This is a genomic window from Allobosea sp. TWI1241 (assembly GCF_039673065.1).
GTDB lineage: Bacteria > Pseudomonadota > Alphaproteobacteria > Rhizobiales > Beijerinckiaceae > Allobosea.
Genome location: NZ_JBDJKW010000008.1, coordinates 155,162 through 179,039, shown reverse-complemented (window position 1 = coordinate 179,039; position 23,878 = coordinate 155,162). Strand labels below are relative to the sequence as shown.

Here is a 23,878-nt window from a genome sequence, read left to right as displayed (position 1 = left end):
CCAAGCGGCTGGCGCGGCTTGCGCCCGCAACGCAGAAGGCCGCGCCCAATGAGCGCGGCCTCGCGGGACGCCGGTCGCCCGGCCGCTCAGAACTTGTAGGCGATGCTGGCGCGCATGGCGTGGGAGGACGGCTCGTGCTCGGCGGCGATGCCGAAGAACGGGCCGCGCCCGGCCTGGTCGAAGCGGCCGTAATCGGTATAGCGATAGTCCAGGCCGAGGATGACGTTCTCGGTCACAGCATGATTGAGGCCCGCGCCGACGGTCCAGCCGGTGCGCGAGACCTTCGCGGTCTCGCTCAGCCCGGTGAGCGGGCTGGAGAAGGCGTGCTCGAAACGGGTGAAGGCGGCGCCGGCCGAGACATAGACCATATAGCGGTCGAGCGCGTAGCCGAGGCGGCCGCGCACCGAGCCCTGCCAGTCCTGGCGCTGGCGCATCACCAGAGCCGCATCCTCGTAGCGGGTGCGGGCGTTCATCGTCTCGATATCGGCCTCGACGCCGAAGACGAGCTGGCCGAACTGGTGGTTGAAGCCGAGATGGCCACCGCCAAAGGCGCCGGACGGGCTGGTCTGTGCCCGCGGGCCGAGCGGCACGCGCCCGAAGGCGGTCACCGGCGCGAAACGGTCCGAACCCCAGCCATAGCCGGCCTGTGCTCCGAGATAGACGCCGCTCCAGTCGTAGAAGGCGGGCAGCGGCGGCGCCGGCGGCAGCATCCCCTTCGCGGAGGGCAGATAGCCGGCCAGCACCGGGCCGCAGCCCAGGAGAGCGAGGGTCGCGACCGCGGCGGTGAGAGAGCGCTTCATCAGGAACTCGGAGGCGGGCATGGTAGGGGCGTCGGCGCGGGCGATCGGGCCGCGCGCCGGGCGGATGACGGCTCTGGACGAGACCCGATGATTAGAAAGCGTTAAGGTTAACAGAGCGCTAAAACGGCCCAGGCGGCCGGCGGGCTGGAACGCGCGGGGTTTTCGTGGCGTTGAAGACAGGGCGACGCGGTCAGGAGGCGAAGGGCATGGCGTATCTGAAGCGGATCACCGGCGCCGCCGGCATGGCGGCGGTGGCGCTCGGATACGTCCATACGCTGCTCGGCCGCCGCAAGCGCCGCGACGAGGCGCCCAGCAAGGCCGGCCGCGGCGTCGCCACCCCTGCCCAGTTGCCCTGGCGCGGCTGGAAGGACGTGTTCGCCCGCTTCGTCGAGCGGGTCGGCGAGGCGCGGGTCTTGTCGCTAGCGGGCGCCGTCGCCTTCTTCACCCTGCTCTCGCTGGTACCGGCGCTCTCGCTGCTGGTCACCGCCTACGGCATGCTGACCGATCCGGCCCGGATCATCACCCAGCTCGACGACATCACCGTGATGTTTCCCGACGCCGCCCGCGAGTTGATCCGCGAGCAGGCGATCCGCCTCTCCGGCCGCGACGCCGCCAGCCTGTCGACGACCTTCCTGATCAGCCTCGGCGTCGCCGCCTGGAGCGCCAACGCGGCGGTGAAGGCGATCTTCGACGCGCTCAACATCATCTACGGGGCGCGCGAGCAGCGCGGCTTCGTCAAGCTCAACCTGATCTCGCTCGGCACGACGCTGAGCGGACTGCTGATCCTGACGATCGCGCTGATCGCCATCGCCAGCCTGCCGGTGGTCACCGCGCTCTTCCCCTTCGGCCACGAGCTGGAAGAGGTCGTGCGGCTGGTGCGCTGGCCCTCCTTCTTCGCCATCGCCACCATCGCGATCGGCTGCCTCTACTGGATCGGGCCGGACCGCAAGCCGCCGCGCTTCGTCTGGGTGCTGCCCGGCGCGGTGGTCTCGGCGCTGCTCTGGGTCGCGGCCTCCAGCGCCTTCTCCTGGTATGTCGGCACGCTCGGCAACTACACCGCGACCTATGGCTCGCTGGCGACGGTGGTGGTGTTCATGACCTGGCTCTGGCTCTCGGCGACCATCGTGCTGGTCGGGGCGGAGCTGAATTCCGAGCTGGAGCAGCAGCGCCTGCACGGGGCGGCGGCGCCGGCCCGCCCGCAGCTCGGCGGCGAAGCCCGCAAACGCTGAGCCCGATTGCGCCGCTGCAAGCGCGTCCTTGTCGCGCATGGGGACGACAAGCGGCCAGGGGCATCCGATATTGGCTGCAGGCGGGCGACGGCGCCCGCAGCCCTTTCCGGAGCCTGCCATGACCGCAACCGTCCCGGCCGACGAAGCCCACATGCCGCTCGAGGCCCATGACGCACCGATCCATATCGGCGCCGTCAGCCTGCGCGTCGCCGACCTGCCCACCCTCACCGCCTTCTATCGCGACATGATCGGCCTGCGCCTCATCACGCAGGACGAAGGCCAGGCCGTGCTCGGCATCGGCTCGCTGCCGCTGGTGCGGCTGATCGCCGGCGCGACGGCGCCCGCCTCCGCCGCCGGCCTGTTCCACCTCGCCATCCTGCTGCCCTCGCGCGGCGACCTCGCCAACTGGCTGGCGCACGCCGCCGCGGCCCGGCTGCCGCTGGAAGGCGCCTCCGACCATCTGGTCAGCGAGGCGCTCTACCTGTCCGATCCGGAAGGCAACGGCATCGAGATCTATCGCGACCGCAAGCGGTCGGAGTGGCCGCGCACCGCGACCGGCGACATCGCCATGGCGACGGAGCGCCTCGACCTCCAGGCGCTGCTGCGCGAGGCCGACGGCCGCGGCTATGCCGGCATGCCCGCCGGCACGGCCATGGGCCATATCCATCTGCGCGTCGGCGAGGTCGCGGCCGCCGAGGCCTTCTATCACCGCAAGCTCGGCTTCGACGTGATGACGCATTATCCCGGCGCCAGCTTCATGGCCTCGGGCGGCTATCACCACCACATCGCCGGCAACATCTGGCACAGCCGCGGTGCCGGGCCGCGCCACACGGGCGAGGCGGGGCTTGCGAGCTTCGAGCTGGTGGCCCGCGACGCCGAGGCCTTCGACGCCCTGCGCGGCCGCATCCTGGCCGCCGGCGGCGACGAGGCAGGCGGGTCCCCGACCATCGCCGATCCCTGGGGCAACCGGATCGTGCTGCGGCGCTGATCCCCTCCCCCGGCCAGCAAACGCGAAGGGCCGGCGTCACGGACGCCGGCCCTTCTCATGTCACTGCAAGGCCGTGCCCGAAGGCGGCGGCTCAGAGCCCTTCGAACAGGGCGCTCGAAATATAGCGCTCGGCGAAGGAGGGGATGATCACGACGATGGTCTTGCCGGCGTTCTCGGGCCGGGCGCCGACCTCGAGCGCCGCCGCGACGGCCGCGCCGGAGGAGATGCCGACCGGGATGCCCTCGCTGCGGGCGAGCGCGCGCGCCGTCTCGAAGGCGGTCTGGTTGCCGATTGTGACGATGTCGTCGATCACCGCGCGATCGAGCACGCCGGGCACGAAGCCGGCGCCGATGCCCTGGATCTTGTGCGGGCCGGGCTGGCCGCCGGAGAGCACGGGGGAATCCTCCGGCTCGACCGCGACCATCTTCACCGTGGGCTTGCGCTGCTTCAGCACCTGGCCGATGCCGGTGATGGTGCCGCCGGTGCCGACGCCCGAGATCACGATGTCGACCGCGCCCTTGGTGTCGTTCCAGATCTCCTCCGCGGTGGTGACGCGGTGGATCGCCGGGTTGTCGGCGTTCTCGAACTGCTGCGGGATGATCGCGCCCGGGATCTCGGCCTTGAGCTCCTCGGCCTTGGCGACGGCGCCGCGCATGCCGGCCGGGCCGGGCGTCAGCACCAGCTCGGCGCCGAGCAGCGCCAGCATCTTGCGGCGCTCGATCGACATGGTCTCGGGCATGACGAGGATCAGGCGGTAGCCGCGCGCCGCCGCGACGAAGGCGAGCGCGATGCCGGTATTGCCGGAGGTCGGCTCGATCAGCGTGCCGCCCGGCTTCAGGGCGCCCGAGGCCTCCATGGCGTCGATCATGTTGACGCCGATGCGGTCCTTGACGCTGGAGATCGGGTTGAAGAACTCCAGCTTGGCCAGGATCGTCGCCTTGACGCCGCGCTCGTCCGGCAGGCGGTTGAGCTTGACCAGCGGGGTGTCGCCGATCGTATCGGTAATGGAGTCGTAGATCCGGCCGCGGCCGGCGGTCTTGATCCGGGGTGTCTCGGCCATGACGGGCCTCCCTGCTTGCGGGTCTGCGGAAGCGACCTGCTCTGGCTTATCACTTAATCACAAATTGTGTCGATATTTGTTTTATATTCACAATCCTAGATCGTGAAATCATGCGTCTTCGTGCCGTCTTCGGTCAGGCCGCCATTCTCCGCCTGCTCGCAGAGTTCGGCGACGGTAACGGTGTCGAGCGTCGCCAGGCAGGCCTCCATCGCGGTCTGCACCAGCGGCGTGATCACGGTGGCCAGTAGCGGACTGGATTCGGAGGGCGCCGGCAACTCGCCGCTAGGGTCAAGCATGGTGGCGCGCAGGATGCCGCCGGCGGTGATGCGACGGCGCTCGCGGGCGAGCTCGTAGCCGCCGCGCGGGCCGCGCAGCCCCTTGAGGATGCCGGCGCGGACGAGGGCCTGCAGCATGGTCTCGAGATGGCGCGGCGGCAGGTCGAGCCGGGCGGCGAGCGCCTTGGCGGCGACCGGCGCGCCGCGGGCGTGCAAGGCGATGTCGACCACCGCGGCGATGGCGAGCGCGCTGCGGCGCGAGAGCTGGATCACGACGCGCCCCCTGCGACGGCGGAGCGCCCGATGCCGGTCGAGCCGAAGCCGCCGGCACCGCGCGCCGTCTCGTCGAGCGAGGCGACCTCGACGAAGGCCGCCCGCGACACCGGCGCCACCACGAGCTGCGCGATGCGATCGCCATGGCGGATCGCGAAGGGCTCGGCGCCGTGATTGACCAGGATGACCTTCACCTCGCCGCGATAATCGGCGTCGATGGTGCCGGGTGCGTTGAGCACGGTGACGCCATGGCGCAGCGCCAGACCGGAGCGCGGCCTGACCTGGCCTTCATGCCCGGGCGGCAGCGCGATCTCGAGCCCGGTCGGCACCAGAACGCGCGCGCCGGGGGCGAGGTCGAGCGGGCCGCCGGGCAGCGCGGCGCGCAGGTCGAGCCCGGCAGCATCGGCGGTTTCATAGGCCGGCAGCGGCAGGTCGCGCGCCTGCGTCAGGCGCCGGACGAGGACGGCGGCCATGGCGCTCATCGAGGCTGGGCCAGCAGGCCGGCGAGATGCGCGACCAGGCGTCCGGCGACCTCGGCCTTGGGCAGGGTCGGCCAGGTCTCGACGGACTCAGCGGTGACGAGATGCACCGTGTTGTCGTCGCCGCCCATCACGCCGGTGCCGCCGACATCGTTGGCGACGATCAGGTCGCAGCCCTTCTTCGCCAGCTTGGCGCGGGCGTAGTCGACTACGTTCTGGGTCTCGGCGGCGAAGCCGACAACGAGGCGCGGCCGGTCGACCTCGCGCGCCGCGACGGTCGCCAGGATGTCGGGATTCTCGACGAGATGCAGGGCCGGGATGCCGCCTGCGTCCTTCTTCATCTTCTGGCCGGCGGCACCCGCCACCCGCCAATCGGCCACGGCGGCGGCGAAGATGCCGATATCGGCGGGCAGCGCCGCCTCGGTCGCCGCCAGCATCTCGCGGGCGCTTTCGACATGGACGGTGGTGACCCCGGCCGGATCGGGGATGGCGACCGGGCCGGAAATCAGCGTGACCTCGGCGCCGGCGGCGGCCGCGGCGGCGGCGATGGCGTGGCCCTGCTTGCCGGAGGAGCGGTTGGCGATATAGCGCACCGGGTCGATCGGCTCATGCGTCGGGCCCGAGGTCACCAGCACGCGCCGTCCGGCCAGCGGCCTCCGGCCCGCCTGCTCCCCGCCCGGCAGGCGGCCGAGGAAGCCGATCGAGGCCGGCTGGGCGCGCGGCTCGCCGGCCAGCGCCAGCTCGATGGCGGCGAGGATTTCCTGCGGCTCGGCCATGCGGCCCTCGCCGCTCTCGCCGCGCTCGGCCATCGCCCCCGTATTCGGGCCGACGACCAGCACGCCGTCCTGCCGGAGCTGCGCCATGTTGCGCCGGGTCGCCGGATGCGACCACATGCGCGGGTTCATGGCCGGGGCGATCAGGACGCGCTTGTCGGTCGCCATCAGCGCGGTCGAGGCGAGATCGTCGGCATGGCCGTTGGCCATCTTGGCGATCAGGTCGGCGGTGGCGGGCGCCACCACCAGGAGGTCGGTCGAGCGCGACAGGGCGATATGGCCGATATCGGCCTCGTCGGTCAGCGAGAACAGGTCGGTGAAACAGCGCTCGCCCGCCAGCGTGCCGACCGAGAGCGGCGTGACGAACTGCTCGCCGGCGCGGGTCAGGATGCAGCGGCAGGCGATGCCGCGATCCTTGAGCCGGCGGATCAGCTCCAGGCATTTATAGGCGGCGATGCCGCCGCCGATGATGAGCAGGATCGAGCGGGTCGCGGACACAGGCGGCCTCCGAGGCGTGACGGATCGTGTCGTAGCATCCGGCGGGCGCCGCTGTCATGCCGCGGCGTCGCCGTCACGAGGGCGAGAGGCTCGGCGCCGGGTCGCGCCGACCTGCCTCCGGCGCGGCGGTCTCCAGCACGATCCGGTCGCGGCCGGCGCGCTTCGCCCGGTAGAGGGCCGTATCCGCCCGGGCGAGCAGCTGCGACAGCGTGTCTCCCGGCCGGGCCTGGGCGAGGCCGAAGCTTGCCGTCACGACCGCATCGCGCGGCATGGCGGGGAAGGATAGCCGCGACAGCGCGGTGCGCAGCCGCTCGGCGACCTCGCTGGCGCGATCCTGCCCGGTGCGCGGCAAGAGCAGCGCGAACTCCTCGCCGCCGATCCGGCCGCCGAGATCCTCGGCCCGACAGCCCTGCAGGAGCAGCCTCGCGAAGGCCTTCAGCACCTCGTCCCCGGCACCGTGGCCGTAGCGGTCGTTGATCTGCTTGAAATGGTCGAGGTCGCAGGCGATCAGGGTGCAGGGCGCCGCCCGCTCGTCAGCGAGCAGGAGCCCGGCCCTCTGCTCGAAGGCGCGCCGGTTGAACACGCCGGTCATGCCGTCGACATCGCGCTCGCGCCGCAGATCGTCGATCAGGTCTGAGAGCGCCGCGGCGAGGATCGCCGTCGCCAGCGCCGCGCCCAGCACCGCGAGCGAGAGGTGCAGCGCGTGCCAGAACAGCGAGCCGCCGAACGCCCTGGGCCCGACCGGCGCGCTCAGCCCGATGGTCAGCAGCGTGCGAGGGAAGAAGTGCAGCGCGAAGACGAGCAGCACCCAGAACAGCACGCGGTCGACCGGCCGGCCGCGCATCAGCGGCAGCAGCCGCAGCGCCGCGGCGAGCAGGATGAAGCCGTAGCCGAAATTCTGGATGTAGACGCGCGCCAGCAGGTTCGGCCGGATCACGGCGAAGAACCACAATCCGCCGAGGATGACGGCGAGGATGGCGAGATCGGCCGGCAGGCCCAGCCGCCGGCCCGAGCGGGAGAGGATCGCCTCCGCAGCCAGCAGAACGGCTAGCGTATATAACAGCGCCGACAGGAGCGCGTTGGGAACGGTCGCCGGGGGCCAGTAGAAGGCCTGGATCAGGATGCCCAGCCCGAACAGCAGGGGCGCGGCCGCCAGCAGCAGCAGATAATGCCGCCTGCGCTCGATCACCCAGGCCCAGAGGAACGCCAGTCCGAACACGCACAGGACGCCGGGCCCGATCAGGGCCATGGTGATGGTCGGGCTGTGCTCGCTCACGGTCCCCGGCGTCTCCCTGTCGATGCGGACCGGCCCGCACAATGACCGCGATCCCGGTCGCCACTCTCCCGCGGGCAGCCCTTCCGGGCGGTTGAGAGGATCGCTCGCGGTTTAGCGATCCACCTAGCGGAAGGGCGGCTCGTCGAAGCTGCGCAGCTTGCGCGAATGGATCGAGGAGCCGGCGTCGCGCATCTTGTCCAGCGCGGCGAGCCCGATCTTGAGATGCTCGCCGACCGCGCGCTCGTAGAAGGCGTTGGCGGCGCCGGGCAGCTTGATCTCGCCATGGAGCGGCTTGTCGGAGACGCAGAGCAGCGTGCCGTAGGGCACGCGGAAGCGGTAGCCCTGCGCGGCGATGGTGCCGGATTCCATGTCGACGGCGATGGCGCGCGACAGGTTGATGCGACGGCGCTCGCGGGTCCAGCGCAGCTCCCAGTTGCGGTCGTCCTGCGTCACGACGGTGCCGGTGCGCAGGCGCTGCTTCAGCCGGTCGCCCTTCTCGCCGGTGACCAGCGCCGCGGCCTCCTGAAGTGCGACCTGCACCTCGGCCAGCGCCGGCACAGGAACGTCGGGCGGGACATGGTGGTCGAGGATGCCGTCCTGGCGCAGGTAGGCGTGGGCCAGCACGTAGTCGCCGATGATCTGGGTCTGGCGCAGCCCGCCGCAATGGCCGACCATCAGCCAGCAATGCGGGCGCAGCACCGCGAGATGGTCGGTGATCGTCTTGGCGTTGGACGGGCCGACGCCGATGTTGACCAGCGTCACCCCGGCGCCGCCCTTGCGGATCAGATGGTAGGCCGGCATCTGGAAGCGGTGCCAGGGCGCCGACATCACCCGCTCGGCGGCGCTGACATCGACGCCGTCGCGCTCGATGCGCACGCCGCCCGGCGTGACCAGCGCCTCAGCTGTGCCGGCCTCGATCTCGGCGAGGCCGAGCCGGACGAACTGGTCGACATAGCGGTGATAATTGGTCAGCAGCACCCAGGGCTGCACGGCGCGCCAGTCGGTGCCGGTGTAGTGCACCAGCCGGCGCAGCGAATAGTCGACGCGCACCGCGTCGAACAGCGCCAGCGGCCGCGGCTCGCCGTCGACCAGCTCATAGGTGCCGTCGGCGATCTCGTCGCCGACCAGCGAGAGCAGCGGCGTCGGGAAATGCCGGGCGAGTTCGGCCGGGCTGATATTGTCGCGGCCGAGCTCGTCGCCGCCGTCGAGCGCGTAGGGGTAGGGAATTTCCTGGCTGCTGACGCCGGTCTCGATCGTCGCGCCATACTCCTCGACGAGCGGGCGCAGCTGGTCGAGCAGATAGGTGCGGAACTCGCCGGGCTGCGAGACCGTGGTCGAATAGACGCCGGGCGCCGCGAACTTGGCGTAACCGCGCCGCGTCGCCGCCGGCAGCTTGTCCGGCTCGTAGGTGACGCGCAGCAGGGGATAGCGGTAGAGCGCGCGCTCCTCCGGGGTCGGCGCCTGCCGCGTCGCGAAGAAGCGCTGCAGATCGCCGCGCAGCGCCGTCGTCGCCGCGGCATAGAGCGCTTCCAGCCGGTCGACGGCGGCTTCGGGCGTGGCGGCGGTCTCGAAGGTCATGGCGCGACGGGTCTCCTCGCCGCCGATCTACAACATCGTGCCGGAAAGCGGAAACCGCTCAGCGCCCGGCCAGCCGCAGCGAGATCAGCCCGCCGGCGACGATCAGCGCCGCGCCGAGCAGGGTCATCGCATCCGGCACCTCACCGAACAGCGCGAAGCCGAGCAGGGCTGCGGTGAGGAGCTGCGCATAGGAATAGGGCGCGATGCGGGAGGCAGCCGCCCGGGCATAGGCCGCGACCATGCTGAACTGGCCGAGCGCCTGGCAGGCGCCGGCCAGCGCCAGCACCCACCATTGCCCGGCGCTCGGCGCCTGCCAGAACAGGGGCAGCGGCAGCGAGGACAGGGCCAGCATCAGCAGCGCCAGATACAGCACGATCGCCCGCGGCGTGGTGCGCTGCGCCACGAGGCGGGTCAGCACCTGCCCCATCGCGGCGAAGACGCCGCCCAGCGCCGGAATGACCAGCGCCCAGGAGAAATCGCCGCCGAAGGGCCGCATGATCGCCAGCACGCCGGCGAAGCCGAGCAGCACCGCGACCCAGCCCCAGGGACCGACGCGCTCGCCGAGGATGTGGTAGCCGAAGACCATGCTCAGCAGCGGCGCGACGAAGAGCACGGTGGTGACCTGCGCCAGCGGCAGATAGGCGCTGGCGCCGATGACGCAGAGCCCGCCCAGGCAGGGAAAGACCGAGCGCAGCAGCAGCAGCCGCACCGGCGTGCCGCGCAGCACCGGCACGACCCGGTGCGGCCCGATCAGCAGCACCGTCACCAGCAGGAAGGCGAGGCTGCGGCCCCAGAGCACGGTCACGGTGTTGCTCTCGACCACGACGAGCTTCGAGGCGGCATCACCGGCGGCGAACAGCGCGAAGCCGGCGACGGCGAGCGCGAGCGCCTCGACACCGCCGGACGGCGTGCCAGAGCGGGCGGGTAAGATCACGCGCGTCGTTCCACGTCCCCGCCCTTCCCGCCCGGCCTCAGGCGATCGTGACCATGGCGCCGGTGCGCGCCGATTCCTTGACGGCGTGGATGACCTTCAGCGTCTCCAGCCCCTCGCGGCCCGGCACCAGCGGGGCGGCCTCGCCGCGCAGCACCTCGCCGAAATGGCGGACCTGCGCCTGCAGCGGATCTTCCGGCAGGAAGGGCACGCGCTCGCGCCGCAGCGGCTCCCACCAGCTGCGCTTGCCGGGGTTGCTCCAAAGCTCGAGCTGCGGCACCGACAGCGCGCCATGGGTGCCGCCGATCTGGTAGCAGGACTGGTCCTGGCGCGGGTAGACCGGGTTCTCGCCGGTGGTCATCTCCCAGTTCCAGGGCGCGACGACCGAATCCGAGACGTTGACCGTGCCGAGCGCGCCATTGGCGAAGCGCAGCAGCACCACGGCGGTCTCCTCGACCTCGTTGCCGCGCACCAGCCGCGATTCCTGCGCCTGCACGGCGGCGACCTCGCCGCAGAGATAGCGGAACAGGTCGACGTCATGGGCGAAGTTCATGAAGACCGGGCCGGCGCCGGTCTGGCGGCGCCAGGGCACCTCGAAATAATCGTCGGGCTTCATCAGCCAGAACTGGCCATGAAGGGTCAGGATGCGGCCGAGCCGGCCGTCCTCGACAATCTCCTTCGCCTTGCGGATCATCGGGTTGTAGCGGCGGTGATGGCCGACCAGCAGCGGCAGCCCGGCCGCGTCGAAGGCCTCGACCAGTTGCCGGGCGGCGGCGATGCTATCGGCGATCGGCTTCTCGATGATGGCGGGCAGCCCCGCCACCGCGGCGGCGAGCCCGTGCTCGAGATGCAGCGTGTTCGGCGTCGCGATGATCACGCCGTCCGGCCTGTCCTGCGCGACCAGATCCTCGAAGCGCGCGAACCAGCGCGTGCCGAGCTCGGCGGCGAGCGCCTCACCGACGGAGGAGGGGTCGACGATGGCCGAGAGGGCGAGGCCCGGCTGGGCGGCGACGTGCTCGGCATGGCGGCGGCCGATCAACCCGCCGCCGATCACCGCGATCCGCAGGTCCGCCATCAGGTCGCGGCCTGCTTGGCGTCGATCAGATGGGCGGCGTGGCGCAGGGCGAGCTCGTAGCCATGGGTGCCGAAGCCGGCCATGACCGCGTCCGCCCGCAGCGTCACATAGGAATGGTGACGGAAGGCCTCGCGCTTGTGCACATTGGAGATGTGGACCTCGATCACCGGCGCGTCGAAGGCGTTGAGCGCGTCGAGGATCGCGACGGAGGTATGGGTGAAGGCGGCCGGGTTGATGACGATGGCGCCGGCGGTCTCGCGCGCCTCGTGCACCCAGTCGATGATCTCGTATTCGCGGTTGCTCTGGTGGAAGCGCAGCTCGAGGCCGAGCTCGCCGGCGAGCGTGCGGCAGCGCGCCTCGACATCGGCCAGGGTGGTGTGGCCGTAGATCTGGGGCTGGCGCTTGCCGAGGAGGTTCAGGTTGGGTCCGTTCAGGACGTAGACGAGACGGCTCACGATGCTTCCCCGGGCTGGTGCGTTGGCGGGCGGAGCGCTTCTGCGGCGCTTCCGCTGGGACACCCGCCTACACGATCCGGCCGGGCCTTGCGAGCCCGGCCGGTCTCGCCGCTCACGAGGTCAGCGCGCCGGCGGTCATGCCCTGCACCATGTAGCGCTGCAGGAAGATGAAGGCGACAACCAGCGGCAGGCTCGCCAGCACCGAGAAGGCCATCATCGCGTTCCAGTCGGTGACGAACTCGGCCATCAGGCTGTAGATCGCCATGGTGAGCACCCGGTTCTCCCAGGACTCGATCAGCACCACCGCGAAGAGGAACTCGTTCCAGGCGAGCAGGAAGGTGTAGAGCCCGGCCCCGACGAAGGCGGGATAGGACATCGGCACCAGGGTGCGGAAGATCGCGCCCAGCCGCGAGCAGCCGTCGACCATCGCCGCCTCCTCGATGTCGCGCGGGATGTTGATGAAGTAGCTGCGCAGCATCAGGATGCAGAACGGCAGGGTGAAGGTCAGGTAGACGATCACCAGCGAGGTGCGGGTGTCGTAGAGCCCGAGCGTGATGAAGATCCTGAAATAGGGGATGCAGAGCAGCACCAGCGGGAACATCTGCGTGGTGATCAGGAACATGAGCACCATGCGCTGGCCGACGAAGTTGAAACGCGCCAGCGCATAGGCCGCCATCGCGCCCAGCAGCAGCGACAGCACCGTCACCACCAGCGAGATGATCGTCGTGTTCAGGAAGACCACGAGATAGCGGCTGCTGGAGAAGATCTTGCGATAGCCCTCCAGGGTGAACACCTCCGGCAGCCAGCGCGGCGGCATCTGCATGACCTCGAGATTCGGCCGGAAGGAGACCGAGAGCATCCAGGCGAGCGGGAAGAATATGATGACGATCGCGAGGATCAGGAGCAGGTAGGCCGAGGCGTTGAGGAGACGCTCGCGCCCGCGCTGGCCCAGCCTGCCGGAAATGACCATAGGCATCGTGTTTTGATCCCGCTTTAGGCGTTGCTCATCGCGCGGCGCACATAGATGGCGCTGACGACGAAGAGGACGAGGAACATCACCACCGCCTCGGCGGAGGCGTAGCCGAAGCGCAGCTTCTGGAAGCCGTCGAAATAGATCGCGGTGGCGAGCACTTCCGAGGAATGGGCCGGGCCGCCGCCGGTCATGACGTAGACCGGGTCGAAGGCGCGGAAGGTCCAGATCGAGTCGAGCAGCACGATCGTGGTGATGACGCTGCGCAGCTGCGGCAGGGTGATGTGGCGGAACTGCTCCCAGAGCGTGGCGCCGTCGATCTCGGCCGCCTCGTAGAGCTGCTTCGGGATCGCCTGCAGGCCGGCCAGCAGCATCACCATGAAGAAGGGGAAGGCGCGCCAGACGTTCATCGCCGTGACCGAGCCGAGCGCCGTCTTGGGATCGCCGAGCCAGGACACGGCGGAATTCGCGTCGAGAATGCCGAGCGAGACCAGCACGCCGTTGAAGACGCCGAAGGGCTGCAGCATCAGCACCCAGATCATGCCCGCGACCGTCGGCGCGATCAGCCAGGGCACGATCAGCAGGCCGCGCGCCAGGCTGCGGAAGGCACCGTTGAGGTGCAGGTTGAGCAGCAGGGCGAGGCCGAGGCCGAGCACGAGGTGCAGCGCCACGCTGAAGAAGGTGAACACGACCGTCTGGACGAAGGCCTTCCAGAACAGCGGGTCCTTCGACAGGGCGATGTAGTTGCCGAACCCGACCCATTCCTCGCGGTTGAGGTTGGAATCGTAGAAGCTCAGCCGGATCACGTCGCCGAGCGGGTAGACCAGCAGCGCCACCAGGATCAGCAGCGCCGGCCAGAGGAACGAGAAGGCGAGGATTTCCTCGCGGTATTTCTGCTTCAGCGAATACATGGGGGAACCTGGCACGCCGGTCTTGCGGGGTCGGCGCGTGCGCCGGCCCTGGTGCAACGGACGGAGGGGACGCCTGCCCCCTCCGGGCGATCGCGGGCGGTGGCGGGGCGCCGTCCCGGCCGTCCCTTTCGGGTCCGGCCGGCGGCGGCGCCGCTCACATGCGGGCGGTGCGGTGGCTTTACTTCGCCGCGGCGGCGAAGATCTTGTTCCACTCGCCCGCGGCGTCGTCGAGCGCCTGCTTGGCGGTCTTCTTGCCCTGCACGACGTTCTGGATCTCCGTGCTCATGATCTTGTTCATCTGCACGGCGTTCGGCATCACGAGGAAGGGCGAGTTGGCGTTCTCGGCCGACATCTGCGTGACGAAGGCCTGGAAGAGCTTGCGCTCCTTGAACCAGTCCTGGCTGGCCACGTCGCTGCGCGCCGGGAAGGCACCCGTGCCCTTCGACCACATCTCGATGCCCTTCGGCCCCGACATCCAGCGCATGAAGGTCCAGGCGGCGTCCTTGTCGCGCGCCTGGCTGGTCAGCGCGTTGAGCGAGCCGCGCACCATGGTGCCGGTGGTGGCGCCCTTGGGCAGCGGAGCGATGTCGTAGGTCAGGTTGGGGTTGAGCTGCTTCTGGATGGCGACGCCCCAGGGCCCCTCGAACATCATCGCGACGTTGCCGGAGGCGAAGTTGGCGCGCTTCTCCTTCTCGCCATTGCTCAGCACGCCCGGCACCGAGATCTTGTCCTTGTTGATGCGGTCGACATACCACTCGATCGCCTTGACGCCCTCGGGGCTGTTGAACACCGCCTTGTTGGTCTCGGAATCGATGATCTTGGCGCCCGCCTGCAGCAGCAGCGGATAGATCTCGTAGGTCATGTTGGTCGGCGGCTCGCCCTGCAGCGTGCCGGTGACCGCGAACTGGCGCTTGTCGGGATTGCTGAGCTTGCGCGCATAATCGGCGAACTCGTCCCAGGTCTTCGGCGGCCCGGAAAGGCCGGCCTCCTTGAAGCGCTGGGTGTTCCAGAACAGCGCGACCGCGCCCGACTCGATCGGCAGGTAGTACTGCTTGCCGCGCCATTTGGTGTGGAAGGTGGTCGGGATATTGCCGAAGAACTCCTTCGGCTCCTTGGCGATGCGCTCATCCAGCGGCTCGATCAGGCCGAGATCGGCGAATTCGGCGACCCAGTCGACCTGGACCAGCAGCACGTCGGGCAGCTTGTTGGCCTGGTGCAGCACCAGCGCGCGGTCGTGGAAGCCGTTGAAGGGCGAATCCACCGGCACGAGCTTGATGTCCGGATGGTCCTTCTCGAAGGCCGCCTTGAGCTCGGACATGAACTTCTCGCCGACCTCGGGTCCCTTCCACTGGCCCCAGCGCACCTCCTTCTGCTGCGCCATGGCGAGCGTCGGCAGGCTGATCATCGAGGCGAGCGCCATCCCGGCGATCTTGAGCAGGGACGATCTACGTGTGCGATCCATGAGCGTTTCTCCCGGGTTCGTTTATGGCCGGCCGCTGATCGCGGCTCGTCTCGTTGGCAGGCGTGGTCGCGGGCCTGGGCGGCCCGGGCGCGTCCGCGTGAAGCGGGCGCGCCCATGTCGTCGTCGTCAGGCCGCGCGGGCCTTGGCTAGCGCGTCGGGAACCGGCGGCGCGATCTTCACCAGCGTGGTGTTCTCGGTGACGAGCTTGCTGGTGCCGCCGACGTTCATCCAGGTGAACATGTTGCGGAATATCTCCTGGAGCGAGGCCATGATGGCGTCGGTCGGCTCCTTGGGCATCGCCCAGAACGCTTCCTTCATCACCTTCCAGGACTTCTTGCGCGTGTTGTAGAAGAACTGCGCCTCGGTCTCGTCCTTGCCGCGCTCATGGGCGTGGTTGGCGAAGGTGTAGTCGCGGATCTGGTCGCGCATCGCCTGCGGCAGCGCCGGGTGGTCGAAGATCAGGTTGTTGAAGCCGAGCGCGAGATGGACCTCGACGGCCTCCGCCTTCGGCAGCATGGCGAGCTGCTCGCCCGGCAGCGTCGAGGCGCCGTGCTGCACCGCGCCGGCCATGTTGTAGTCCTGCCGGCAGATCGTCGAGATCGTCTTCAGCAGCTCGTAATCGACCGTGACGGGGGCGAGCGTGCCGTCCGGCAGTACCTTGCCGCCGTGATAGGTGCCCGAATTGATCGAGATCTTGCTGACGATCGGCGCCTTGGGATCGCGCTTGGCCATCTCCTCGAGATAGACCTTCATGAAGGAGCGCAGCTCCTCCGGCGTGGTGTTCTCGTGGCCGACCTCGCCGATCTCGGCGCCGAGCGAGATGTTGATGCCCTTCGGCTCGATGCCGCGCACGAACTGGGTGAAATGCGCGGTCAGCTCGGCGTTGACGCGCTGCTGGTCCTCGACGGTCGGCAGCGAGAGGTCGACCACGGTCGAGGCGTCGATGTCGATGCTGTAGAGGCCGGCGGCGATCTGCTCGCGCATGATCGTCTCGAGCTTGGCGACCTCGGCCTTGGGATCGGCCAGATAGGCCTTGGCGTTGATCTGGTCGTGGTCGGCCTGCAGGAAGACCGGGCCGGTATAGCCCTCGCGCAGGGCGGCGGCGAGCACGCCGGCGGCGTATTCGGCCGGGGGCTGCTGGGCGTAGAGCCATTCGCCGACCGCCTGCTCGAAGATGAACAGCTTGGAGTCGAGCTCCTTGGCGGCGCGGAAGACCGAGCGGACGGTGTGATAGGTCCAGCCGCGCAGGTTCATGGCCGGCACGGTGCGGCCCGACCATTTGCCGGCGGCGCAGGCGAGATAGAGTTCCTGGATCGAGGACGGCACGATGCCGGCGGCGAGCGCGGCCTCGCGGATCGCCCAGATCGCGACCGAGCGGGCGGCCGGCTCGGCGATGGCCGCCGTCTCGGCCCAGCGGTCGATCATCTCGGCCGGCGGCCGGCTGCTCTTCGAGAAATCGGGCGAGGCCCCGGACAGATCGACACCGATCGCCTTCAGGTCTTGGATCAGCTCGGCGGGCGTGGAACAGGCCATGGGTCACCTTCGGAACGGCTTGGAAACGCGGGGCGCGGCGCGGGTTCGGGCCCGGCCGGTCTCCACCGGGCCGGCGCCCGTGAGCGCTCGACCGGATTGATGCATGCGATGTTCGCTATCGCAAGTACTATTATCGCTTTCGATCAGATATCGCGTTCGATATGTTGCAATGCGAATTGAAAACGCTGCATTGCGAAAGCCGTCAGCCCGTCGCGCCACGTGCCATCAGCGCCTCGACGGAGGCGCGGTCGGGCATGCCGTTCCAGCCCTCGCCGCGCTCGGCCTTGAGCGCCGCCACGGCGGAGGCGAAGCGTGCCGCCTCGACCGGCGGGCGCCCCTCGGCGAGGGCCATCGCATAGGCGCCGTGGAAGACGTCGCCGCAGCCGGTCGTATCCCTGACCGCGACCCGATAGGCCGGCACATGGGCGAGCACGCCATCGACGAGCCAGAGGCTGCCGCCGGAGCCGCAGGTGACCGCGAAGACGGTACGACCATTCCCCGCGCAGTGCCGCAGCAGCGCCTCGGGCTCGCCCTCGCCGGCATGATCGCGCAGGCCCTCGCTGGAAAACACGACATGGTCGGCCGCCTCGATCAGGCGCTGGTTGTCGGCCACACTGCCGCCGTCCGCGTCGAGAACGCGCGGGATTCCGGCGGCTTTGGCGCGTTCGAAGGCGATATGGGCGCCGGCAGGCCAGCGCGTATCGGCCAGCACGACACCGGCCTGTTCGAGCCCGTCCGCCGGCAATCCGTCGGCATCGGGGGCGAGGCTGTAGCGGTTGGAGACGATCATGCGCTCGCCGCGATCGTCGACGAAGACGATGGCGCGCAGCGTCCGCCCCTCGGGCTTCACCACCACGCCGGCGCAATCGACGCCATGTCCACGCAGCGTCGCGATGCCGAGATCGCCGGCGGCGTCGGCGCCTACCCGGCCCCAGAAGGCGGCCTGGCCGCCGAGCCGGCAGATCGCCACCGCAGCCGTCGCAGCCGGCCCGCCGAAGCGCTCGGAATAGCCGGTGCAGCCGGTCTTGATCCCGGCGGAGGGCAGGGTTTCGACCCGGAAGACCTCATCATAGACGAGATTGCCGACGCAGACGATGACAGGCCCGCTCATCGACGCGCTCCCGCCGCCAGGGGGAGATCGGCCGGCCGGCCGCATGGCCGGCAGCCCAGGGGCCGCGCCTCGAACATGTTTCATCCCGACCGGATCATCGTGTCGCTGCGGCCGGCAGGATCCGTCTGCGCGGCCGCCGTGATGATGCCTTGCGTTTTCTTTTTCGCAAGATCATTTTCGCAAACGCGCATTGCCCGTCCCGTTCGCTGCATATAGGCCTGACGCTCCATGGAGCCCCTGAGCAAACGCCATACGGATATTCTCGATATCCTCGCCCGGCGCGGCTATGCCGCCATCGAGGAACTGGTCGAGACCTTCAACGTCACGCCGCAGACGCTGCGGCGCGACCTGCAGGAACTGTCCGATCGCGGGCTGCTGCGCCGCCATCACGGCGGGGCGAGCGCCAATCTCAGCACCGCCAATGCCGATTACGGCCTGCGCCATGTCGAGACCGCCTCGGAGAAGGCGGCGATCGCCCGCGCCGCGGCCGAGTTCGTCAAGCCGGGCAGCTCGCTCTTCCTGACGCCGGGCACCACGGTCGACGCGCTCGCCAAGGCGGTGGCCGAGCGCCGGCCGAGCGGGCTGCGCGTCGTCACCAGCAGCACGGCGGCCGCCGCGATCCTCGACAAGTGCCCCGAGATCTCGATCATGATCACCGGCGGACGCTGGCTCGGCCCCAACCGGGCGATGGGCGGCATGCATGCGGCGAGCTTCGTCGAGCAGTATCGCTGCGACCTGTTCATCACCAGCATCGGCGGCATCGACCAGGACGGTAACCTGCTGGAATACCGCGACGACGAGGCGGTGGTCGGGCGCACCATGCTGCGCAACGCCCGCCGCTCCATCCTGCTCGCCGACCACAGCAAGTTCAGCCGTGTGGCGATGTCGCGGGTGGCGCATCTCAGCGAAATCGGCACATTGATCACCGACCGGGAGCCGGGCCCGGCGACGATGCAGATGATTCGCGACGCGCGCTGCGAACTGATCATCGCATCACCCGCCCGGTAGCCCCGCCTTTCCCCGACACCAGGGCCGCCAGGCGGCAGAAGGAGCGGCGACGCCGTGTACAAGCTCGCGATCATCGATTTCGACGGCACACTCTGCAGCACGCACGAGGCGGCGCGCCACGTGATCGGCCTGACCTTCAGCGACAATGGCCAGCCTGTGCCGCCCGCCGACGCGATCGACCGGCTGATCAGCAGCGGCGTCGTGGTCGAGGAGGTGTTTGCGACGCTGCTCGGCCTGCCCTCGGGCCACCAGCAATGCCTCGACTGGGGCGTGCGCTATCGCGAGATCTACAACAGCGGCGAGGGCCTCGCCCGCTCGGTGCTCTTCCCCGGCGTGCGCGAGGGCCTGCAGAAGCTCGACGCCGCCGGCTGCCGCAAGATCGTGCTGAGCAACAAGGGCATTGTCGCGCTGGAACAGGCGCTGGTGCATTTCGGCCTGCACGACCAGTTCGAGATGATCCTCGGCGACAGGCCGGGCTTCGTGCGCAAGCCCGAGCCGGGCAGCTACAGCGACGTGGTGGCGCCGCGCTTCCCGGCGATCACGCCGGCCCAGACCCTGATGGTCGGCGACACGGTCACCGATATCCGCTTCGCGCGGAACATCGGCGCGGCCGTGGCCTGGGCGCGCTACGGCTTCGGCGATCGCGAGGCCTGCCAGGCGCTGGCGCCCGACCTGACGCTCGACAGCTTCGCCGAGGTGGCGCGCTTCGCGGCCTGACGCGGCTTCAGGCGAGCGCCTGCGCCAGTTCCAGCGCGCGCGGCGTGTCGGCGCCGCGCCGCGACACGGTGATCGCGGCGGCCGCGGCGGCCTCTGCCAGCAGGCGCGCAAGCATCTCGGGCGCGAGCCCTGCGACGCCGGCGCGCGTCAGCAGGCCCTCGCGCAAGAGCCCGGCCAGCAGCGCCGCGTGAAAGCTGTCGCCGGCGCCGACCGTGTCGACGACCGAGGCCGGCTTCGCCGCGACCGAGACCTCGCCACCGCGCGTCCAGGCGCTGGCGCCGGCCGCACCGCGGGTGATCACCACCAGCCCGGCGCCGCGATCCAGCCAGGCGCGGGCGGCCTCCGCCAGCGCCATGCCGGGGCCGAACAGCCCGGCCACGTCCTCCTCGCTCGCCTTGACGATGCTCGCGACACGCCCGATCCGGGCGAGCGCGTCGCGCCAGCGGCCGATCTCCGGCTCGACCGTCGGGCGCAGGTTGATGTCGACGCTGACGAGGCGCTCGCCCGCCTCACGCTCAGCCAGCCCGGCCAGCGCCGTGCCGACCGGCTCGGCCACGAGGCTGTAGGAGCCGAAGGCGAGCGCCCTGACCTCGGCCGGCAGCGTGGCCGGCAGGTCGGCGCGCGTGATCGCCCGGTCAGCCGCGCCCATGCCGCGGAAATCGTAGACCGGCTCGCCGCCCGGCCCGGTCGCCACCACCGAGATCGTCGTCGGCCGGGCGCTGCGCAGCAGATGGCGCCCATCGACGCCCTCGCGCGCCAGCACGCCGGCCAGCATGGTGCCGAAGGCGTCGGTAGAGACCCCGCCGAGGAAGCCGGTGGCGACACCGAGCCGGGCCAGCGCCACGGCGACGTTGAAGGGCGAGCCGCCGGCGACCGCGACCGCCGGCAGGCGCGCGCCCTCCGCCTCGCCGAGGAAGAGATCGACCAGCGCTTCGCCGCAGACGAGGATCATGGCAGGGGCATCCAGGTGAGAGGCCAGGCTGGGCGGAGCGGGCACCGCCCGCAACCGCATGGCGGATCACGGCTCAGCGATCGATCCGCGTCGAGAGGATGATCGAGGACAGGGTGCGCTCGACGCCGTCCAGCCCGCCGATCCGGTCGATCAGCAGATCGAGCTCGCCGATCGAGGCGGCGACCACCACCGCGATCATATCGAAATGCCCGCTGACCGAGTGCAGCGTGCGCACCTCGGGGATGCGGCGCAACTCCGCCTCGACCCGCGGCGCCGCCTTGGCGCCCACCGTCACCGAGACATGGGCCCGCACCTGCCCCTTCTCGAAAGCGTCGGAGAGCCGGGCCGCATAGCCGGCGACGACGCCGCGCCGCTCCAGCCGCTCGATCCGGCTCTGCACCGTGGTGCGCGACAGGCCGAGCCGGCGGCCGAGCTCGGCGACCGGCGCGCGAGCGTTCTCCATCAGCAGGGCGATCAGCTGTCGGTCGGTGGCGTCGATCGTCATAGCGACGATCATAGCCGACGATCCGACGAAATCACCCCATCATAGCGTCGAAACATCCTCTTCCATCCGCCGATATCGCCGGCAGACTTGTGGCGAACCGGTTCGCGGGGGATGAAAGACATGCATAGCAACGGGCAGCAGAAGAATGTCGTTGTGATCGGCGCCGGCAAGATCGGCACGACGATCGCCGAACTCCTGGCCGGGACCGGCGACTATCGCGTCACCATCGCCGATGCCGATGCGCGCCAACTCGCCGCGATCGCGACCTCTCAGACCGTCGCGACGCGGCGGATCGACATCGCCGACGGCGCCGCACTGAGCGATCTGCTCGCCGGGGCCTTCGCCGTGCTGAGCGCGGCGCCCTTCCACCTCACCGCCCGCATCGCCGAAGCCGCGGTCGCGCAGGGCGTGCATTATCTCGACCTGACCGAGGACGTCGCCAGCACCCGCCGGGTCCGCGAACTCGCGGGCGCGGCGCGCAGCGCGCTGATCCCGCAATGCGGGCTGGCGCCCGGCTTCATCTCGATCGTCGCGGCCGATCTCGCCGGGCGCTTCGAGACGCTGGACAGCCTGAAGCTGCGCGTCGGGGCACTACCGCAATATCCTTCGAACGCGCTGAACTATAACCTGACCTGGAGCACGGACGGCGTCATCAACGAGTATTGCGAGCCCTGCGAGGCGATCGTCGCCGGCCAGCGCGTGCTGGTGCCGGCGATGGAGGAGCGCGAGGAATTCTCGCTCGACGGCGTCACCTACGAGGCCTTCAACACCTCGGGCGGGCTCGGCACGCTCTGCGACAGCCTGGCCGGCAAGGTCCGGGCGCTGAACTACCGCACCATTCGCTATCCCGGCCATTGCGCGATCATGAAGGCGCTGCTGCAGGATCTGCGCCTCGCCGACCGGCGCGCGGTGCTGAAGGACATTTTCGAGCACGCTTTGCCCGGCACGCTGCAGGACGTGGTGGTGATCTTCGTCGCCGCCAGCGGGCGGATCGACGGGCGGCTGGTCCAGACCAGCTATGCCCACAAGATCTATAGCGGCGTGGTCGGCGGCAAGCCGCGCTCCGCGATCCAGATCACCACCGCCGCCGGCATCTGCACGGTGCTCGACCTTCTGGCCGCCGGCGCGCTGCCGCAGCGCGGCTTCGTGCGGCAGGAGGAGATCGGCCTGCCGGAATTCCTCGCCAACCGCTTCGGGCGCGTCTATGCGCAAGCCGCGCCGGGCGCAGGGCTGATCGGGACGGCCCGGGCGGCCTGACCGAGGGCGCGGGAGACGACAGGCATGCCGAGGCCTGCAAGGCACGACCTTGCAATACATGCCGGCATGGCGCATTAATCTCGCAGGATATCAGATTAGATCGATTTTAAACTGATATCTCTCGCGCAATACTGTCTTCCCCTCTGCGTCCGCATGGCGGGCGGAGCAGCGCCCCGAGCCCTGTGCGCACCCGCGCTGCGGAGCCTTCCGCAGCGGCGCCGGCCGGTCGCCCTCCCCGCCGGCGGCACGCGCGCCTCGAGCCGAACGTCATGATCCTGAACGCCAGCAACCGCCTCGCCGCCCTGATCCTCGGCCTCACGATCGGAGCGCTGCCGGCCGCCGCGCAACAGCCGCTCGACATCACGCCGAAGCCGCCGGCAGCGAAGCCGGCGCCGCAGCGCCAGCCGGCCCGCCCGCCGGCGCCGCGCACCGCGCAGGCCGTGGCGCAGCCGGAGAGCGCGGCGTCGGGGCTGCCCAACGGCGCCACCGCGATCAACGAGGTCTTCGGCGACTGGACGGTGGATTGCCGGATGGCGGACGGGAAGCGCTCCTGCAGCCTGTCGCAGGCCCAAGGCGACAGCCGCACCAACCAGCGCGTCTTCGCGATCGAGCTGCGCACGCCGCGCGAGGACCGGGCCGAGGGCACGATCCTGATGCCGTTCGGGGTGAAGCTCGAGAACGGCGCCGTGCTGAAGCTCGACGACAAGGATCTCGGCCAGGGCCTGCGCTTCTCGACCTGCGTGCCGGCCGGCTGCCTGCTGCCGATCTCCTTCCCGAAGGTCGCGACCGACGCGATGAAGGCCGGCAAGACGCTCACCGCCGCGGCGCTCAACCTGTCGAGCGGCGAGGTCGTCTCGTTCAACATCGCGCTGAACGGCTTCGGCGCGGCCTTAGACCGGCTGGTCCAGCTCGACCGCTGACATGACGACGGGGCGCCGGCCTGTGCCCGCGCCCCGCTCGTCGTGACGGCCGCAGCCAGTGTCTCAGCCGCGCGCGGGGATCTCCAGGCCGCGCTGCACCGCCGGGCGGGCGAGACCGCGCTCCAGCCAGGCCGGCACCGCCTTGAGCGCAGCATAGTCGACGAGATCGCCGGCGCCGTAGAAGCCGACGAGCGCGCGCACCCAGCCCAGCGTCGCGATATCGGCGATGGTGTAGGCGTCGCCCATGATCCAGTCGCGATCCGACAGCCTGGTCTCGAGCACGCCGAGCAGGCGCTTGCTCTCGGCGACGTAGCGGTCGCGCGGGCGCTTGTCCTCGTAATCGCGCCCGGCGAACTTATGGAAGAAGCCGAGCTGGCCGAACATCGGGCCGATCGCGGCCATCTGGAAGAACACCCATTGCAGCGTCTCGTAGCGCGCCGCCGGCTCGCTCGGCAGGAAACTGCCGGTCTTCTCGGCGAGATAGACCAGGATCGCGCCCGATTCGAACAGCGCCAGCGGCCGGCCGCCCGGCCCGTCCGGATCGAGGATCGCCGGGATCTTGCCGTTGGGGTTGAGCGAGAGGAATTCCGGCGTCCAGGTCTCGTTCTTGCCGATCTCGATCAGATGAGCCTCGTAGGGAAGCCCGGTCTCCTCCAGCATGATCGAGATCTTCACGCCGTTGGGCGTCGGCAGCGAATAGAGCTGCAGCCGGTCGGGATGGCGCGCCGGCCAGCGCGTGGTGATCGGGAAGGCGGAAAGATCGGCCATGGCGTCGATGGTCCTCTGGCGGGCGACGGGAAAGGCGCGGCCATGCGTGTCGGGGCTGCGCGCAGGGCCCCAAG

At 70.0% G+C, this 23,878-nt stretch carries 24 protein-coding genes; 6 read left to right on the top strand and 18 right to left on the bottom strand.

Annotated features, from left to right (window positions below; genetic code table 11):
• Positions 1–86: 86 nt before the first annotated feature.
• The gene (locus ABE438_RS12665; protein ID WP_346502982.1) at positions 87–821 is read right to left on the bottom strand and encodes an outer membrane protein; all 735 of its coding nucleotides are present in this window, start codon (positions 819–821) and stop codon (positions 87–89) included.
• Positions 822–1,006: 185 nt separating this feature from the next.
• On the opposite strand from ABE438_RS12665, the gene ABE438_RS12660 reads away from it, so the two are divergent.
• Both ABE438_RS12660 and ABE438_RS12655 read left to right on the top strand, forming a co-directional pair.
• On the top strand, positions 1,007–2,029 hold the full coding sequence (locus ABE438_RS12660; RefSeq protein WP_346502981.1) for a YihY/virulence factor BrkB family protein: 1,023 nt from the start codon (positions 1,007–1,009) through the stop codon (positions 2,027–2,029).
• Between the two features lie 118 nt (positions 2,030–2,147).
• On the top strand, positions 2,148–3,017 hold the full coding sequence (locus tag ABE438_RS12655; protein WP_346502980.1) for a VOC family protein: 870 nt from the start codon (positions 2,148–2,150) through the stop codon (positions 3,015–3,017).
• Positions 3,018–3,108: 91 nt separating this feature from the next.
• Here the strand turns inward: ABE438_RS12655 and cysK are convergent, their stop codons facing one another.
• The 14 genes from cysK to ABE438_RS12585 all read right to left on the bottom strand — a co-directional run bounded on the left by cysK (position 3,109) and on the right by ABE438_RS12585 (position 17,677).
• A complete protein-coding gene (gene cysK, locus ABE438_RS12650; protein WP_346502979.1) occupies positions 3,109–4,077 on the bottom strand; it encodes a cysteine synthase A in 969 nt (322 codons plus the stop codon).
• Between the two features lie 95 nt (positions 4,078–4,172).
• Positions 4,173–4,625 carry an RrF2 family transcriptional regulator gene (locus ABE438_RS12645; protein WP_346502978.1) on the bottom strand — a complete coding sequence of 151 codons (453 nt, stop codon included), beginning with the start codon at positions 4,623–4,625 and terminating at the stop codon, positions 4,173–4,175.
• Positions 4,622–5,107 carry a dUTP diphosphatase gene (gene dut, locus ABE438_RS12640; protein ID WP_346502977.1) on the bottom strand — a complete coding sequence of 162 codons (486 nt, stop codon included), beginning with the start codon at positions 5,105–5,107 and terminating at the stop codon, positions 4,622–4,624. Before dut ends, ABE438_RS12645 begins: the two co-directional genes overlap by 4 nt.
• On the bottom strand, positions 5,104–6,375 hold the full coding sequence (locus ABE438_RS12635) for a phosphopantothenoylcysteine decarboxylase domain-containing protein (RefSeq protein WP_346502976.1): 1,272 nt from the start codon (positions 6,373–6,375) through the stop codon (positions 5,104–5,106). The genes dut and ABE438_RS12635 overlap by 4 nt, the downstream gene beginning before the upstream one ends.
• 73 nt (positions 6,376–6,448) lie before the next feature.
• Entirely contained in the window at positions 6,449–7,651 is a 1,203-nt protein-coding gene (locus ABE438_RS12630; protein ID WP_346502975.1) for a GGDEF domain-containing protein, read from the bottom strand.
• A gap of 123 nt (positions 7,652–7,774) precedes the next feature.
• Positions 7,775–9,229 carry an AMP nucleosidase gene (locus tag ABE438_RS12625; protein WP_346502974.1) on the bottom strand — a complete coding sequence of 485 codons (1,455 nt, stop codon included), beginning with the start codon at positions 9,227–9,229 and terminating at the stop codon, positions 7,775–7,777.
• Between the two features lie 58 nt (positions 9,230–9,287).
• Positions 9,288–10,163, bottom strand: coding sequence for a DMT family transporter (locus tag ABE438_RS12620; RefSeq protein ID WP_346502973.1), 876 nt, complete (start codon positions 10,161–10,163; stop codon positions 9,288–9,290).
• A gap of 37 nt (positions 10,164–10,200) precedes the next feature.
• Complete coding sequence (locus ABE438_RS12615) at positions 10,201–11,235, bottom strand: Gfo/Idh/MocA family protein (protein WP_346502972.1); 1,035 nt, start codon at positions 11,233–11,235, stop codon at positions 10,201–10,203.
• Positions 11,235–11,690: a type II 3-dehydroquinate dehydratase gene (gene aroQ / locus ABE438_RS12610; protein WP_346502971.1), complete on the bottom strand. Its 456-nt coding sequence runs from the start codon at positions 11,688–11,690 to the stop codon at positions 11,235–11,237. The genes ABE438_RS12615 and aroQ overlap by 1 nt, the downstream gene beginning before the upstream one ends.
• A 112-nt stretch (positions 11,691–11,802) precedes the next feature.
• Positions 11,803–12,666, bottom strand: a complete 864-nt coding sequence (locus ABE438_RS12605) for a carbohydrate ABC transporter permease (RefSeq protein ID WP_346502970.1) — start codon at positions 12,664–12,666, stop codon at positions 11,803–11,805.
• Positions 12,667–12,683: 17 nt separating this feature from the next.
• Entirely contained in the window at positions 12,684–13,571 is an 888-nt protein-coding gene (locus ABE438_RS12600) for a carbohydrate ABC transporter permease (RefSeq protein ID WP_346502969.1), read from the bottom strand.
• 178 nt (positions 13,572–13,749) lie between these two features.
• Positions 13,750–15,033 carry an ABC transporter substrate-binding protein gene (locus ABE438_RS12595; RefSeq protein WP_346502968.1) on the bottom strand — a complete coding sequence of 428 codons (1,284 nt, stop codon included), beginning with the start codon at positions 15,031–15,033 and terminating at the stop codon, positions 13,750–13,752.
• 126 nt (positions 15,034–15,159) lie between these two features.
• Positions 15,160–16,566: a class II fructose-bisphosphate aldolase gene (locus ABE438_RS12590; protein WP_346502967.1), complete on the bottom strand. Its 1,407-nt coding sequence runs from the start codon at positions 16,564–16,566 to the stop codon at positions 15,160–15,162.
• Between the two features lie 202 nt (positions 16,567–16,768).
• The gene (locus ABE438_RS12585) at positions 16,769–17,677 is read right to left on the bottom strand and encodes a PfkB family carbohydrate kinase (protein ID WP_346502966.1); all 909 of its coding nucleotides are present in this window, start codon (positions 17,675–17,677) and stop codon (positions 16,769–16,771) included.
• Between the two features lie 228 nt (positions 17,678–17,905).
• Here ABE438_RS12585 and ABE438_RS12580 point away from each other — a divergent pair, with 228 nt between their 5' ends.
• Both ABE438_RS12580 and ABE438_RS12575 read left to right on the top strand, forming a co-directional pair.
• Positions 17,906–18,685 (top strand): DeoR/GlpR family DNA-binding transcription regulator, encoded by a 780-nt coding sequence (locus tag ABE438_RS12580; RefSeq protein WP_346502965.1) that lies wholly within the window; start codon positions 17,906–17,908, stop codon positions 18,683–18,685.
• Positions 18,686–18,739: 54 nt separating this feature from the next.
• Entirely contained in the window at positions 18,740–19,402 is a 663-nt protein-coding gene (locus tag ABE438_RS12575) for an HAD family hydrolase (RefSeq protein ID WP_346502964.1), read from the top strand.
• Positions 19,403–19,409: 7 nt separating this feature from the next.
• On the opposite strand, the gene ABE438_RS12570 is transcribed toward ABE438_RS12575, so the two are convergent.
• On the bottom strand, positions 19,410–20,354 hold the full coding sequence (locus ABE438_RS12570) for a carbohydrate kinase family protein (RefSeq protein WP_346502963.1): 945 nt from the start codon (positions 20,352–20,354) through the stop codon (positions 19,410–19,412).
• A gap of 73 nt (positions 20,355–20,427) precedes the next feature.
• Positions 20,428–20,859 carry an Lrp/AsnC family transcriptional regulator gene (locus ABE438_RS12565; protein ID WP_346503016.1) on the bottom strand — a complete coding sequence of 144 codons (432 nt, stop codon included), beginning with the start codon at positions 20,857–20,859 and terminating at the stop codon, positions 20,428–20,430.
• Between the two features lie 120 nt (positions 20,860–20,979).
• Between ABE438_RS12565 and ABE438_RS12560 the strand changes: the two genes are divergently transcribed.
• Both ABE438_RS12560 and ABE438_RS12555 read left to right on the top strand, forming a co-directional pair.
• Positions 20,980–22,116: a saccharopine dehydrogenase family protein gene (locus ABE438_RS12560; protein ID WP_346502962.1), complete on the top strand. Its 1,137-nt coding sequence runs from the start codon at positions 20,980–20,982 to the stop codon at positions 22,114–22,116.
• 269 nt (positions 22,117–22,385) lie between these two features.
• Positions 22,386–23,036, top strand: a complete 651-nt coding sequence (locus ABE438_RS12555; protein WP_346502961.1) for an invasion associated locus B family protein — start codon at positions 22,386–22,388, stop codon at positions 23,034–23,036.
• Positions 23,037–23,099: 63 nt separating this feature from the next.
• On the opposite strand, the gene ABE438_RS12550 is transcribed toward ABE438_RS12555, so the two are convergent.
• Entirely contained in the window at positions 23,100–23,804 is a 705-nt protein-coding gene (locus ABE438_RS12550) for a glutathione S-transferase N-terminal domain-containing protein (protein WP_346502959.1), read from the bottom strand.
• Positions 23,805–23,878 lie beyond the last annotated feature (74 nt).

Bases quoted from the DNA above. Each gene is read 5' to 3' on its own strand.
- ABE438_RS12560 (WP_346502962.1), top strand. From the start codon at position 20,980: ATGCATAGCAACGGGCAGCAGAAGAATGTCGTTGTGATCGGCGCCGGC.
- ABE438_RS12655 (WP_346502980.1), top strand. From the start codon at position 2,148: ATGACCGCAACCGTCCCGGCCGACGAAGCCCACATGCCGCTCGAGGCC.
- ABE438_RS12615 (WP_346502972.1), bottom strand. From the start codon at position 11,235: ATGGCGGACCTGCGGATCGCGGTGATCGGCGGCGGGTTGATCGGCCGC.
- ABE438_RS12590 (WP_346502967.1), bottom strand. From the start codon at position 16,566: ATGGCCTGTTCCACGCCCGCCGAGCTGATCCAAGACCTGAAGGCGATC.
- ABE438_RS12660 (WP_346502981.1), top strand. From the start codon at position 1,007: ATGGCGTATCTGAAGCGGATCACCGGCGCCGCCGGCATGGCGGCGGTG.
- ABE438_RS12555 (WP_346502961.1), top strand. From the start codon at position 22,386: ATGATCCTGAACGCCAGCAACCGCCTCGCCGCCCTGATCCTCGGCCTC.
- ABE438_RS12595 (WP_346502968.1), bottom strand. From the start codon at position 15,033: ATGGATCGCACACGTAGATCGTCCCTGCTCAAGATCGCCGGGATGGCG.
- cysK (WP_346502979.1), bottom strand. From the start codon at position 4,077: ATGGCCGAGACACCCCGGATCAAGACCGCCGGCCGCGGCCGGATCTAC.
- ABE438_RS12600 (WP_346502969.1), bottom strand. From the start codon at position 13,571: ATGTATTCGCTGAAGCAGAAATACCGCGAGGAAATCCTCGCCTTCTCG.
- dut (WP_346502977.1), bottom strand. From the start codon at position 5,107: ATGAGCGCCATGGCCGCCGTCCTCGTCCGGCGCCTGACGCAGGCGCGC.
- ABE438_RS12625 (WP_346502974.1), bottom strand. From the start codon at position 9,229: ATGACCTTCGAGACCGCCGCCACGCCCGAAGCCGCCGTCGACCGGCTG.
- ABE438_RS12605 (WP_346502970.1), bottom strand. From the start codon at position 12,666: ATGCCTATGGTCATTTCCGGCAGGCTGGGCCAGCGCGGGCGCGAGCGT.
- ABE438_RS12565 (WP_346503016.1), bottom strand. From the start codon at position 20,859: ATGACGATCGACGCCACCGACCGACAGCTGATCGCCCTGCTGATGGAG.
- ABE438_RS12570 (WP_346502963.1), bottom strand. From the start codon at position 20,354: ATGATCCTCGTCTGCGGCGAAGCGCTGGTCGATCTCTTCCTCGGCGAG.
- ABE438_RS12665 (WP_346502982.1), bottom strand. From the start codon at position 821: ATGCCCGCCTCCGAGTTCCTGATGAAGCGCTCTCTCACCGCCGCGGTC.
- ABE438_RS12585 (WP_346502966.1), bottom strand. From the start codon at position 17,677: ATGAGCGGGCCTGTCATCGTCTGCGTCGGCAATCTCGTCTATGATGAG.
- ABE438_RS12580 (WP_346502965.1), top strand. From the start codon at position 17,906: ATGGAGCCCCTGAGCAAACGCCATACGGATATTCTCGATATCCTCGCC.
- ABE438_RS12550 (WP_346502959.1), bottom strand. From the start codon at position 23,804: ATGGCCGATCTTTCCGCCTTCCCGATCACCACGCGCTGGCCGGCGCGC.